The following is a 13,518-nucleotide window of genomic DNA, read 5'->3' on the forward strand; positions in this document are numbered from 1 at the left end:
TTGACAACATTAGAAGACCAGGAGTAAGTCTTAAATTACACTGGCACTGCTTGCCGCACTTCTAAGGGTTCACCTGTCAAACTAAAAGCCCGAACTTCAGTAATTTTTACCTTGACAACTTGCCCTTTTAATACATTTATGTCCCCATTAAAGAAAGTTAAACGATTTCCGCGAGTACGTCCCATGACTTGAGTGGTATCTTTGGAATTTTGGGCTTCTACTAAAACCTCTTCAATGCGTCCCATGTAACGCTGCGATCGCTCGGATGCTTTAATATTAACTAAATGGTTTAATCTTTGTAGGCGATCGCTTTTCACCTCTTCACTGAGTTGATTAGACCATAAAGCAGCTGGTGTACCGGGACGGGGGGAATAAGCAGCTGTATTCAACAAGTCAAAACCAATATCTTCTACCAACTTCAGGGTATTTTCAAACTGTGCCTCCGTCTCCCCGGGGAAGCCCACAATAGCATCACCACTAATAGAAGCATCCGGCATATACTGCCGAATAGTATCAATAATCCGGCGATATTTCTCCTGAGTATAACCTCGTGACATTGCCTTTAACACCTCATTGTCCCCTGACTGAAAGGGAATGTGAAAGTGTTCACACACCTTGGGTAATTCAGCACAAGCCCTAATTAATCGCTCCGTAAAATAACGTGGATGACTAGTAGCAAATCGCAACCTTTCAATACCTGGGACATCATGGACATAATAAAGTAAATCCGTGAAATTATACAGATGACGACCTATAGGTACCCTCCGCAAACTATCGGGAGTTTTACCCCGCAAATCTCGACCGTAAGCATCAATATTTTGCCCCAGGAGGGTAATTTCCTTGTAACCTTCTCGCCCCAACTCCTCCATTTCCGCGCGGATAGCCTCCGGAGTGCGAGATTGTTCCACACCACGGACATTAGGAACCACACAATAGGTGCAGCGTTCATTACAGCCATAAATGACATTCACCCAAGCCGTGACACTGCTATCTCTTCGAGGTTGGGTGATATCCTCCATAATGTGAACCGACTCAGTAGCCACCACTTGATTACCATCAAATACCGAGGTGAGCAAATCTTTGAGACGGTTAGCGTGTTGTGGTCCCATGACCAGATCTAATTCTGGCACTCGTCGTAACAGGGCTTCTCCCTCCTGCTGGGCAACACAACCAGCAACAATCAAGGTTAAATCCGGCTGCTCGTGTTTACGTTTCGCTTGTCTACCGAGGTAAGAATATACCTTATGTTCAGCGTTATCTCGTATTGTACAAGTATTGTAAAGAATCAGATCTGCATCATTAGGGTCTTCCGACCATGCAAAGCCCATGTCTTCTAAAATACCAGCCATGCGCTCTGAGTCAGCTTTATTCATTTGACAACCGAAAGTAATGATATGGTAACGGCGATTAGAAGTAATCATGGGCAATGATGCTGAGTCAAGGTTAAGCATATAAACTTTATTTCTATTCTATGGCAATAAAACAAAAACTGTTCATTTGCTACTCATCATTGCGACTCTGGTGATGAGGTGGACTGGGGTAATTCAGCAGGTTGGCGACTACGGCGTAAAGCGTCTCGTAACCGATTTTGACTAGAAGAAGTATTGTTTGTGGTCAGCGGGGGATTTGTACTTGTTTCCCCTGCTGGTGTGACAGAATTAGTAGAGGTTTCCTGACTGCGGGTATTGCGCAAAGAATCTCTCACATTTCCCGGTGTAGGGGTCTTTCCTTGTCCAGAGGATGAACCCGCGGCTGTGTTTTGCTCAGTCTGAGGTTTTCGTCTGACGCGTCTAACTGGGTTTGACCTGGTGGGAGTGCTGGTAGTCGGTGTAGGACTGGAACTAGATGATTCTGTTTGGCGACTTGTTTCCCTGGAACGGCTGGTTTCTTGCTTTTTTTTCCGTTCTTGGACTTGGCGGTGTCGCTGTGAACCTTCCAGGGTAAAATCAGTAGCTATTGATATCCCTTGTCTCCCGCCTTCGGAGGGTTGCAATTTCCAATTATTCGCTTGTTTCCTGATTTCTTCATCCAATCTTCTGTTACCGCTTGACCTGATAATACGGACATTGGTAACATCACCTTTGGCATCAATATCAACAGCAACTTCTACTCTGCCTTCGATACCTTGGCGTCTGGCAAATTCTGGATAGTTAGTATTACATCTAACACAAGCGGCACGTCCAGTAGATGATCTGCGGGAATTACCACGACGATTAGTACGTTCTGATCTGCTATTAGCTGGGGGTGTGGAAGGCTGTACTGATACTTTATTATTGCTGGTCGTGCCAGTATTTGCTGTGGAGACTGAACTTGTGCCACTTGGTTGATTTGACTCTCCCCTATTAACACTATCACTATTTCCCTGTGTAGCTCTAGAATCTCTTGTACCAGTCAATACCCCTGGATTTTTTTCACTACTTTGAGTGGGGGGAGTAGCAGTTATTGCTTCTGATGTTTGTGAACTCAGTACAGATTCTAGCCTAGATACAGCTGCTTGGCGTGACACTTGTGGGGTGTTTGTGGTAGCTGTGGTTGTTGGTGTTGGCGGTGGAACTGGGGGAGTTTTGACAGTTTCAACACTTTGAGTGGGGGTAGTAGCAGTTATTGCTTCTGATGTTTGTGAACTCAGTACAGATTCTAGCCTAGATACAGCTGCTTGGCGTGGGACTTTTGGGGTGTCTGTGGTGGCTGTGGTTTGTGGTGTTGGCGGTGAAACTGGGGGAGTTTTGACAGTTTCAAGTTTTACAGGTGGTGGGGTGATTGGGGTTGGTCTGAGTGTAACTACAGGTTGCTGTTGGATAATTTCTGGTTGAGACTGGTTTACAGTCTGATTTCTAGCTGCACTGGGTGAGGTATCGTTACTGCTAATAATCTGGCGAGGTTCTGGTAATGTCTCTGCTTGGGGAATTGGTGCAGGTGGTTTTTCTACTTCTGGAATGGGAAAATCAATCATCACCACTTCTATTGGTTGATCTTCTATTTGGTGCGGGGTACTCCGCAGGAGATAAGCTAACAGTGATGACAGTACCCCAATATGAAGTACTAGAGAACCAATGAGACTATAAATCAGAAAATACTTGAGAGTCTTAACTTCTTGTGAACGATATTCTAAGGTAATGCCAGAAAAACTCATAGCCTATTGCCACTTATTCTCAGTTACCTGGTAATCTTACCACTTCTTGCCAGGGAGGAGGAAGCTAGACTATACGTAAGCTTAAAAAAACGTAATCACCAAATAGGGCATTCCTCAAAAAAACTAGCCTATTTATCTTAGTCTATTTCCATGGGTGAACTTTATGCCATTTTGGCAATTTCATCTTCTTGGTATCCCCCTAATCTTGATCTGGTGAATAGAATAGGTTTAAAGTCTGTGTGCTAACTTACAGCATACTTCATCGGAGTAGGTACAAGGGCGGGCAAGATGCCTACCCCACAAAAGTTTTATGATTCAATCTGTACTTGACATTCGGTGCAAGTTGCTGTATCGGTATTTCCCGATAGAATGCTGACCACTTTCATTAATTTCTGGTCGTTAGAGAAATTAAAAGGACAAAAAACTATCTTTGAAGTAGGCTTGTAGGATCTCAACACTGGTAATATTTTTATGACTTCCCTGATTCGTTTTTTGATGTGCGCTCCTGACCACTACGATGTAGACTATGTGATTAATCCCTGGATGGAAGGGAATATTCATAAGTCTTCGCGCGATCGCGCTGTGGAACAGTGGCACAAACTGTATAACATCCTTAAACAACACGCTATCGTAGATTTAGTAACGCCCCAAATAGGTTGGCCTGACATGGTGTTTACCGCCAATGCTGGGTTAGTCTTGGGGGAAAATGTCGTCCTCAGCCGATTTCTGCACAAAGAACGTCAGGGTGAGGAGCCTTTCTTTCAAACTTGGTTTGAACAAAATGGTTACACAGTTCATTTACTTCCTAAAGACTTACCCTTTGAAGGTGCTGGGGATGCACTGTTAGACCGGGAAGGACGTTGGTTATGGGCGGGATATGGTTTTCGTTCGGAATTAGATTCTCACCCTTATTTAGCTAAATGGTTAGATATTGAGGTGTTATCCCTGCGTTTAACTGATGAGCGTTTCTATCACTTAGATACTTGCTTTTGTCCTTTAGCTAACGGCTATTTATTATATTATCCTGGTGCTTTTGATGCTTATTCTAACCGTTTAATTGAAATGCGGGTTGCACCAGAAAAGCGCATAGCAATTACCGAAGCTGATGCTGTCAACTTTGCCTGTAATGCGGTGAATGTAGAAAGCATTGTGATTATGAATAAAGCCAGCAATGCTTTAAAAACAAGTTTAGCAGAGGCGGGCTTCCGAGTCATTGAAACGCCACTGACAGAATTTCTTAAGGTTGGTGGTGCTGCTAAATGTCTGACCCTACGTGTTACTGAGCCAATAGATATTAATATTCATGCTAATGTTTCCGTAGAAAGCCGGATTATTCGGTTAGAAGGGCATTTACTGGACTCTGGTGTGATTAACCAGGCTCTAGATTTAATTGTAGATGGTGGTGGTAGTTTCCAAGTGATGAATTTCACCTTGGGAGAACAACGCCAGAGTACATCAGCTGCTGAGGTGAAAGTTTCAGCCCCCTCCCATGAGGTGATGGAAGAAATCATCTCTGAGTTAATTGATTTGGGGGCTGTGGATTTACCCCAAGATGAACGGGATGCTAAACTGGGCCCTGTGATTCAAGCCGGGGTGGCTCCTGATGATTTCTACGTCAGTACTATTTATCCCACGGAAGTACGGATTAATGGTGAGTGGGTGAAGGTGCACAATCAGCGCATGGATGGCGCGATCGCCATCACTCAAACTCCTAATGGCTTAGTGGCTCGGTGTAAACTTTTACGTGAGTTGGAGATTGGGGACAGGGTAGTTGTAGATGTGCAAGGTATCCGTAGCATTCGCAAAGCTGAATCACGGGAACAGCGTCACGGTCAAGAATTTACCTTTATGTCTTCGGGGGTTTCCAGCGAAAGACGTGTGGAATTAGTGGTGGAGCAAGTAGCCTGGGAGTTACGTAAAATTAGGGATGCTGGTGGTAAAGTAGTTGTGACGGCAGGCCCAGTAGTGATTCACACAGGGGGCGGTGAACACTTAGCGCGGTTAATTCGGGAAGGATATGTACAGGCGCTCTTAGGGGGGAATGCGATCGCCGTCCACGACATCGAGCAAAACATGATGGGAACTTCCCTGGGTGTGGACATGAAACGAGGTGTCGCCGTCCTGGGGGGACATCGCCATCACCTGAAGGTAATTAACACTATCCGCCGTTATGGCAGCATTGCCAAGGCTGTGGCTGCTGGAGTGATTCCCAGTGGTGTAATGTATGAATGTGTCACTAATAATGTACCTTTCAGCCTAGCTGGTTCGATTCGGGATGATGGACCTTTGCCTGATACCCAAATGAATTTGATTAAAGCCCAGGAGGAATACGCCCAACTCATTCAAGGTGCGGAGATGGTTTTAATGCTATCTAGTATGCTGCACTCTATTGGGGTGGGAAATATGACTCCGGCTGGGGTGAAAATGGTCTGTGTAGATATTAATCCGGCTGTAGTGACTAAATTAAGCGATCGCGGTTCTGTAGAATCAGTAGGTGTAGTGACAGATGTGGGTTTATTCCTGAGTCTGTTAATTCAGCAGTTGGATAAGTTGACAAGTCCCTATGTAGCTAGTGTAGGTTAAGAAATGTTGCACGCAAAGTCGCAAAGGCGCAAAGAAGAAGATGTCCAGAGTAGTGTTTCAGCAAGATGTACAGATTAATTGGGTGAGTTTTATTGCTGATTTCCTTTTGGTGGGGATGGTTTTTGGCCCCCTCTTGCTCCTTTCTTGGCTGCGTCTGATGTGTCTTTGCTCGGCAGGATTGCGGATATTATCTATTTCATGGGTAATCATGTCTGTCCGCAACCTGATATGGGACTAGATTTAGCACCCCCGTTTATTATGGCTGTGTGTATGCGCTGCTATGGTACTGTGACGGGGTTGCTAGTTACTCGCTTGTTATATGGGTTAACTGGTGATAAAGGTTTTTACTGGTTAAGTCAATACGGCTGGAATGGTGCAGCCTTAGCTAGCGTGTTGATGATGGCTTACCCCTTGGAATTAGCGGCCCAGGTTTTTGGGTTGTGGGATTTTAATAATTATTTAGTTACACCGTTTGGGTTAATTACGGGTTTGGCTTGGGGTTTATTTACTATGCCGCTTCTGCACGGTTGGCAACAAGGTAAACGGACAAATTTCAGCAGCCAATGGCATAGAATTAAAAAAGAAGCTCACCGATAGTTACCACATGAACAAGACATTATTGTTCAATGCGTCAAGTCAGTCACCATGTCTGTAAAGCATATCAGTTTCGGGTTAGTTGCGATCGCTATACATTTTCTAATTTTATACTGTTTTGGGGGTTTATTTCACGCAGAGTAGCAGAGACTTGGAGAGTCTGCTTGACTTGAAATTACATTTACACTCGCTTGATTTTAAACCAACAAGCTAAATTACATACGTAAAATTACGTAATTATGAATAATCCAGATTTTTGGAATGATGAACCAACCTAAAATCCCAACTCCTCTTTCTCTCTGCGAATTTGCGCCTTTGCGTGATAAAAATCATTTCTTAAACCACTCCACAACACCCTCAGCCAAAACCCTCGCTAACCTCCTTTGTTCCTGAACATCCATCGCCAACTCAAAATCATCAGGGTTACTCATAAAACCCAACTCCAATAAAACCGATGGCGCAGAATGGGGACGTGTTAGCGCTAAATTATTCCAATACACCCCAAAAGAAGACCTACCCAAATTTTGCACTAACCGATTTTGCAGTAACACAGCTAAACTGTGCGCTTGGGGATGATACCAATAACTACTAACTCCCTTAGTATTTTCCGCATCACCATCATCAGCCAAAAATCGATAATGAAAAGTCAGTGCGATGTCTACGGCGGGCGAAGCCATCGCAGGTTCATTTTCCTCTATCATTTTCTGACGTTCCACCAAAGACAAATCCCGGTCATCTTCTCTAGCCATTACCACTGTTGCACCCCGTCGCCGCAATTCATCCCGCAACAGTTTTGTCACTACCAAATTTAAATCTTTCGCTAAATAACCTGTTGGTCCTGCTGCGCCTAATTCTTCCCCACCATGTCCGGCGTTCAGCAGAATTTTTACCCCAGATAAAGGTTGTGTTTGTCTGCGGGGAAGAACCGGAGGATGACGCAAACTTAAAACTAAGCTTGTATCTCGGTATTGCAGGTTATATCCCCACTGTTGATTTGTTTTGAGGTTAAAAGTATATTGCACCTTGCCAGGAGCTATTTGCTGCCAATCTAGACGAGAAATTAAAGGGTTATCATCTAGGCGAATTGTGTCTGTTTGGGCAGTGGTGTTATGTAAAGTCAGGGTAAGAGTTTTATCCCCCTGTTTTACAGTGACAGGGACAGGAACTTGCAAAGGAAAGACTATTTCTGTTGTTTTCGGTAATTCCCGCGAAATTATACTGCGAATCATCGAGTGTGGTGGAATTGCACCTGGAATCATCCGAGTTTCTTGACTATGAATCCAACCTCCATAGTCTAAACGCAACCAATCACCTTCTTTACCTGTAACAGATGCTCTCACACCTTGGGGTAAAGGCGTTAACCGTGAATCAGTGGTACTGGGGCCTGTCCGCGCCACACCAGCCCCAGCTATGATTTCTACTATTGGAAGTTTGGCTGGTAAAAGGGTTTGAATCTTACCAGAACTGACTTGAGTTGTTGTCTCGCTATTGAGAGTTAATTGATATTCTGGTTTTTTTCCATCTGGTAATATTCCTAATTTTGTACATCCCTGATATTTCCCTGGGATAATTTGAGTGATGGGTTGATTTTTACCATCTATATATATGGCTGAATTACTGGGTAGAGATATTTGTTTTAGTTGCGGTGATAGCTTAACAGTTTGCTCTCCCAATCTTACGCTTACATTAGCATTAGGAGAGGCGATGCCTACGGCGGGCGAAGCCATCGCACTAAAACAAATTTCTTCTCCTGGTAGTCGATAAATATCAACTTGGGGCGTAAGGGTATTTTCTCCAAAGGCTAATCCTTGGGGGATTTTGGGCTGATTATCAACTCTAGTTACCTGTATTTGCAGTTGTTGATTGTCGTAAGTCACAGTAAACCGATTTTCTCCCACCTCCAAGGGAAAGCTAGGGGCGAAATGTCCAGATTTACTGCGCTTAATGGGTTGATTATTAATTAAAACTTGTCCTGTTGGTGGTGCGGTTCCCAGAAGAAATATTTTATCTGTATTAGTTTGGTGATTTGCTGGCGGATAAACTATTTTCAGCGTGTTTTCTTGCGCCCAAGCTAGGCTGGGAGTTGTGAAGGAACCAAGAATGATTAATCCTAAAAGCGATCGCATGATTAAAATGTTTTGGTGGGTTATATCAATTTACATTGAAGCTGCATAAAAAAGAGCTTCGAGAATAAAATCATAAGAAGTCAAGGATTATCACTGCTTGTGCAATGTTTTTTAAATGTCTCTATTGCTTGTGGGTCTTGCTTGACACTGCATGGTCTTGGTACTTTCAGCTTGCAACCGAGCTTGTATCGCACTAGGTAATGTACCATTCGGTAACTGACATCTAATCCATAATTGTCATTGAGCCAACTCACAATTTCTCCGTAACTCGCAAAACCAGCGGACGAATTTAATTGAGTTTTGAGCGATTCGAGTACCTCACCTTTGATTTTTGGCTCTTGTCCGGGTGGTTTTTTCATTTTCAGTAACCCAGCTAATCCAAGAGTCGGTATTTCTGTAACCACCTTGTTATCGTTGATGGGTCACGTGCTAGTCTTTGTAAATTGATATTACAACGGTACAAACCTTTTCAAGAAAATATAATTGATCGCCGTCTAACCCACCCTACTTTTAAACCACTCTACAATTCCCTGAGCTAAGGCTTTTGATAATTTTTTCTGTTCTTGGGGATTGGTTAACCATTCAAACTCTTGGGGGTTAATCATAAAACCTAATTCCAATAACACCGATGGCGCAGCATGGGGACGTGTCAGGGCCAGATTATTCCAGAAAACACCATAGGAGGGTCTGTTCAGCTTTTTGACCAAATAATTGTGCAGGAAGACGGCTAGGCTGTGGCCTTGGGGATGATACCAAAAAGTACCTATACCCTTGGTGTTTTCAGCGTCACCACTATCGGGTAAGGCATTGTAATGTATGGAAAGGGCGATGGCTGGTTCTTCTCGATGTATCATAGCCATGCGATCGCCCAGAGAAACTTCAATATCACTATCCCTAGTCATTACAACAGTAGCCCCTAATTTTACCAACTCATCCCGTAATAATTGGGAGACGACTAAATTAACTTCTTTTTCTGTATATCCAGTTGGACCCACAGCACCCGATTCTTTGCCACCATGTCCGGGATCGAGTAGAATCTTGATATCAGATAGGGGTTTTCGTCTTTTCCGTCCCCTTGTTGGCGGATGACGCAAAGCTAAAATCAGGGTTGTATTGTCGTATCTGAGCTTATACCCCCACAGTTGACTTTTTTTCAGGTTAAAGGCGTATTTCACCTGTTCTGGAGCTACCTGCTGCCAATCTAGACGAGAAATTAAAGGGTCATCATCCAAACGGATTATGTCTGTTTGGGCGGTAGTATTGTAAAGTGTGATAGTGAAATGATCATCGCTGTGTTCCACGCTCACGGGTACAGGAACTTGTAGAGGGAAAACTATCTCTGTCGTACCAGGAATCCGGCGATATCCGACACTGCGAATCGTTGTGCGTGGCGGAATGGCACCTGGTAAAACACGAGTCTCCCTGCTATGAATCCAACCACCATAGTCTAGGCGTAACCATTCACCTTCACGGCCTGTAATTGATGCTTGTGTACCTTTGGGGAGGGGGGTGAGTCGGGAATAATCTGTACCTGGTCCTGTCCGCGCTACCCCTGCATCTGCTACTACCTCGCCAACTTGTAAGTTTGCAGGTGAGAGAATTTGAATTCTGCCAGTTCCTGGTTGAGTTATCGTCTCACCGTTGAGTGTTAGTTGGAATTCTGGTTTCCCCAAATCTAGGCTTTTCCCATCAGCAATCATGTTATTACCATCAATTGGGGTTAGGGAAACAGCTTGTTGAAACGTAGTGCAACCCTCATACCTTACCGGGATCGACTCAGCATAAGGCTGGTTGTTTCCTGTAAGTGCTGCTAAATTACTTGGTAGTCTTATCTGCTGAGGTTGGGGTACAAGAGCAATAGTTTGATTTGCCAGATTGACAGATACACTGGCGTTAGGGGGTGCAATGGCGCTAAAACAAATTAATTCTCCCGGTAGTTTGGCAATGTCAGCTACAGGAATCAGAGAATCTTTGGCAAAGGCTAATCCTTGAGGTAACACGGCTCCCGTCGCCACCCTTGTAACTTTAATTTCTAGTTGTTGATTTTGGTGACTGACAGTAAAGAGATTTTCTCCCAACTGCAAAGGGAAACTGGGAGCAAAATGCCCAGCTTGACTGCGGTTAATTGCCTTACCATTGATGAGAACCTTTCCATCTGGTGGCGCTGTACCAATGAAAAAGATTTTTTCCGCCCTTGTTTGGTGGTTGTTTGGGGGATAAACAACTAATAGTGATGGTTCGGCCAATGCGACTACAGAGGAGGTAACGATAAACCCTAATATTACTAAACCTAGAAGTTTTTTCACGACAACAGCACAAAATATTTCACCACAGCAAATGTGGCACAATGACGGGATGTTTTTTGAGAAGTTGCTAAAAATTCTAACTACTAACTTATGACTAAGTTTATCTTTGTAACTGGAGGTGTAGTTTCCAGTATTGGTAAGGGCATTGTAGCAGCAAGTCTGGGCCGTTTACTCAAATCGCGAGATTATTCGGTGTCGATTTTGAAACTCGACCCTTATATTAATATTGACCCGGGTACTATGAGTCCTTTTCAGCATGGGGAAGTTTTTGTTACCGAAGATGGTGCGGAAACAGATTTAGACTTGGGACATTATGAGCGCTTTACTGATACTTCTATGTCGCGCTTAAACAGTGTTACCACTGGTTTAATTTACCAAGCGGTAATTAATAAGGAGCGGCGGGGAGACTATAATGGCGGGACTGTACAGGTTATACCCCATATCACCAATGAAATTAAAGAGCGGATTCTGACTGTGGCTGAAGCTACGAATCCATCTGTATTAATTACGGAAATAGGTGGGACTGTCGGTGATATTGAATCACTGCCATTTTTGGAAGCTATTCGCCAGTTACGCAAGGAAGTGGGACGGCAGAATGTATTGTATATGCACGTTACCCTGGTACCGTGGATACCTTCGGCCGGGGAAATGAAAACCAAGCCCACACAGCATTCTGTCAAGGAATTAAGATCAATTGGCATTCAACCAGATATTTTAGTCTGTCGCTGCGATCGCCCCTTACCTGTGGGATTAAAACGCAAATTGTCGGAATTTTGCGATGTTCCAGAGGAATGCGTCATTACTGCCCAAGACGCTGGGAGTATTTATGAAGTACCGCTAATTGTAGAACAGGAGGGATTAGCAGAACAAGTATTAGCGTTGTTGCAAATGGAACAACGCCCACCAAATTTAGTCCATTGGCAAACAATGGTAGAACGCTTATACAGTCCTCAGTACACTGTGGAAATTGCCATTGTAGGAAAATATATACAGTTAAGTGATGCGTATCTGTCCGTAGTAGAAGCACTGCGTCATGCGGCTATTGCTACATATGGGGATTTGCGCTTGCGATGGGTGAACTCGGAAGATTTAGAAACCCAATCGCCGGAAACTCATTTAGCAGGTGTGGATGGTATTCTAGTCCCGGGTGGTTTTGGTATCCGCGGGGTGGATGGTAAAATTGCAGCTATTCAATACGCTCGCGATCGCCAAATACCCTTTTTAGGTTTATGCTTAGGAATGCAGTGTTCCGTAATTGAGTGGGCGAGAAACGTACAAGGATTAACGGGTGCAAACAGTGCCGAATTTGACCCCAAAACCAAGTATCCAGTCATCAACTTGTTACCAGAACAGCAGGATGTAGTTGACTTGGGCGGTACCATGCGACTGGGACTCTATCCTTGTCATTTGCTCCCTAATACTCTAGCTGCTAGTCTTTATCAACAAGAAGTAGTTGACGAGCGCCATCGGCATCGGTATGAGTTTAATAATAGTTATCGTCAGATGTTGTTAGAATCTGGGTATGTGATCAGTGGAACTTCCCCCGATGGACGCTTGGTAGAAATTGTGGAATTTCCCCAACATCCCTTCTTTTTAGCCTGTCAATTTCATCCCGAGTTTCATTCGCGTCCTAGCACTCCTCACCCTTTATTCCAAGGATTTATGGAAGCCGCTATTAACAGAACTCATCCTGTATCCAACTTACCAACACCTGTACAGGTTTCTTGAGCATATTCTCAAAGTCTTGTTGAGAAACCAGACAAGTTTCAACCTCAATAAATACAACGATGAGGAAATAGATACCCGACTTCTTCGAGAAGTCGGGTATCTGCTCATTCACAGCAGTAATTCTAATTCCCCTTCCCAACAAGTAATGATGCCAACTTTGCAGCGCCCACCATTCCCGCATAATTCCCTAATTCTGCTGGTAAAATTTCTAACTCTGCGCGACTCGTAGCCATGACTCGCTGCTCAATTTCTGCCTTCAGTGCGGGGTAAAAAAACTCAAAGCTAGCACTAACTCCACCACCAATAATAACTGCTTGGGGAGTTAAAACGTAAATTAAACTAGCTAGACCAATACCCAAACACTTACCATATTCTTGCCAGAAAGTCAAGGCAAATTTATCTCCCGCCGCCGCCAGTGCGCCTAATTCCCATGCTTCCTGTCCAGTGCGGCGACGAATTGCCGTAGCTGAAGCATACTGTTCTAAGGAACCGGAATTACCACTCTTACACACAGGCCCATCGGGGTTTAAGGTAATCAAACCCAGTTCCCCAGCAGCGCCTTCATGTCCTACGAACAGTTTGCCATTGAAAATAATGGCACCACCAACCCCAGTGCCCAAGGTCAATAAAATTAGATTCTGAAAGTGGCGACCAGCGCCCAACCAAGCTTCTGCCAAACCGGCACAGTTGGCATCATTAGCAATAACCGTAGGTTTACCTGTTTTGGCTTCTAACCAGTCTGCTAAAGGTACATTTAGCCATCCCGGTAGGTTGATGGCAATTTGGGCAATCCGTCCACTTTTATCAGCTGGACCGGGAGTACCCACACCAATGGCAATAGCTTGATTATATGGGTCAACTTGAGCGATCGCATCTATAATTACAGCTACAACAGCTTTTGGTGTCGATGGTTCGGGAGTGGCTACAGTCAAAGATTTTAAGCAAGTACCATCCGGGTTGAACCGTCCCAGCTTAATGGCTGTCCCCCCCACATCAATACCAATTAATTGTGAATTAACCACCTGAAAAAATATTATTTAGCTTTTTT

The 13,518-nt window shown here is 44.1% G+C and carries 8 protein-coding genes and 1 pseudogene; 3 read left to right on the forward strand and 6 right to left on the reverse strand.

Annotated features, from left to right (window positions below):
- Window positions 1-35: 35 nt before the first annotated feature.
- Together miaB and AC6IZ0_RS17015 are read right to left on the reverse strand one after the other, a co-directional pair.
- Entirely contained in the window at window positions 36-1,421 is a 1,386-nt protein-coding gene (miaB, locus tag AC6IZ0_RS17010; RefSeq protein ID WP_497723994.1) for a tRNA (N6-isopentenyl adenosine(37)-C2)-methylthiotransferase MiaB, read from the reverse strand.
- Window positions 1,422-1,507: 86 nt separating this feature from the next.
- Window positions 1,508-3,133 (reverse strand): energy transducer TonB, encoded by a 1,626-nt coding sequence (locus tag AC6IZ0_RS17015; RefSeq protein ID WP_497723997.1) that lies wholly within the window; start codon window positions 3,131-3,133, stop codon window positions 1,508-1,510.
- A gap of 471 nt (window positions 3,134-3,604) precedes the next feature.
- Here AC6IZ0_RS17015 and argZ point away from each other — a divergent pair, with 471 nt between their 5' ends.
- Together argZ and AC6IZ0_RS17025 are read left to right on the forward strand one after the other, a co-directional pair.
- The gene (argZ, locus tag AC6IZ0_RS17020) at window positions 3,605-5,716 is read left to right on the forward strand and encodes a bifunctional arginine dihydrolase/ornithine cyclodeaminase (protein ID WP_497723999.1); all 2,112 of its coding nucleotides are present in this window, start codon (window positions 3,605-3,607) and stop codon (window positions 5,714-5,716) included.
- A 40-nt stretch (window positions 5,717-5,756) separates the two neighbouring features.
- Window positions 5,757-6,313 (forward strand): annotated as a pseudogene (locus AC6IZ0_RS17025) (DUF2085 domain-containing protein).
- Between the two features lie 326 nt (window positions 6,314-6,639).
- Here AC6IZ0_RS17025 and AC6IZ0_RS17030 read toward each other — a convergent pair.
- The 3 genes from AC6IZ0_RS17030 to AC6IZ0_RS17040 all read right to left on the reverse strand — a co-directional run bounded on the left by AC6IZ0_RS17030 (window position 6,640) and on the right by AC6IZ0_RS17040 (window position 10,742).
- Window positions 6,640-8,436, reverse strand: coding sequence for an N-acetylmuramoyl-L-alanine amidase (locus AC6IZ0_RS17030; RefSeq protein WP_497724001.1), 1,797 nt, complete (start codon window positions 8,434-8,436; stop codon window positions 6,640-6,642).
- Window positions 8,437-8,516: 80 nt separating this feature from the next.
- On the reverse strand, window positions 8,517-8,795 hold the full coding sequence (locus AC6IZ0_RS17035; RefSeq protein WP_497724004.1) for a winged helix-turn-helix domain-containing protein: 279 nt from the start codon (window positions 8,793-8,795) through the stop codon (window positions 8,517-8,519).
- Window positions 8,796-8,930: 135 nt separating this feature from the next.
- Window positions 8,931-10,742: an N-acetylmuramoyl-L-alanine amidase gene (locus AC6IZ0_RS17040; protein ID WP_497724006.1), complete on the reverse strand. Its 1,812-nt coding sequence runs from the start codon at window positions 10,740-10,742 to the stop codon at window positions 8,931-8,933.
- Window positions 10,743-10,832: 90 nt separating this feature from the next.
- Here AC6IZ0_RS17040 and pyrG point away from each other — a divergent pair, with 90 nt between their 5' ends.
- Window positions 10,833-12,470, forward strand: coding sequence for a CTP synthase (gene pyrG, locus AC6IZ0_RS17045; RefSeq protein WP_497724010.1), 1,638 nt, complete (start codon window positions 10,833-10,835; stop codon window positions 12,468-12,470).
- Window positions 12,471-12,592: 122 nt separating this feature from the next.
- Here the strand turns inward: pyrG and AC6IZ0_RS17050 are convergent, their stop codons facing one another.
- Window positions 12,593-13,492, reverse strand: a complete 900-nt coding sequence (locus AC6IZ0_RS17050) for an ROK family protein (RefSeq protein ID WP_497724012.1) — start codon at window positions 13,490-13,492, stop codon at window positions 12,593-12,595.
- Between the last annotated feature and the right edge of the window lie 26 nt (window positions 13,493-13,518).

The organism is Anabaenopsis sp. NIES-4685, assembly GCF_059725405.1.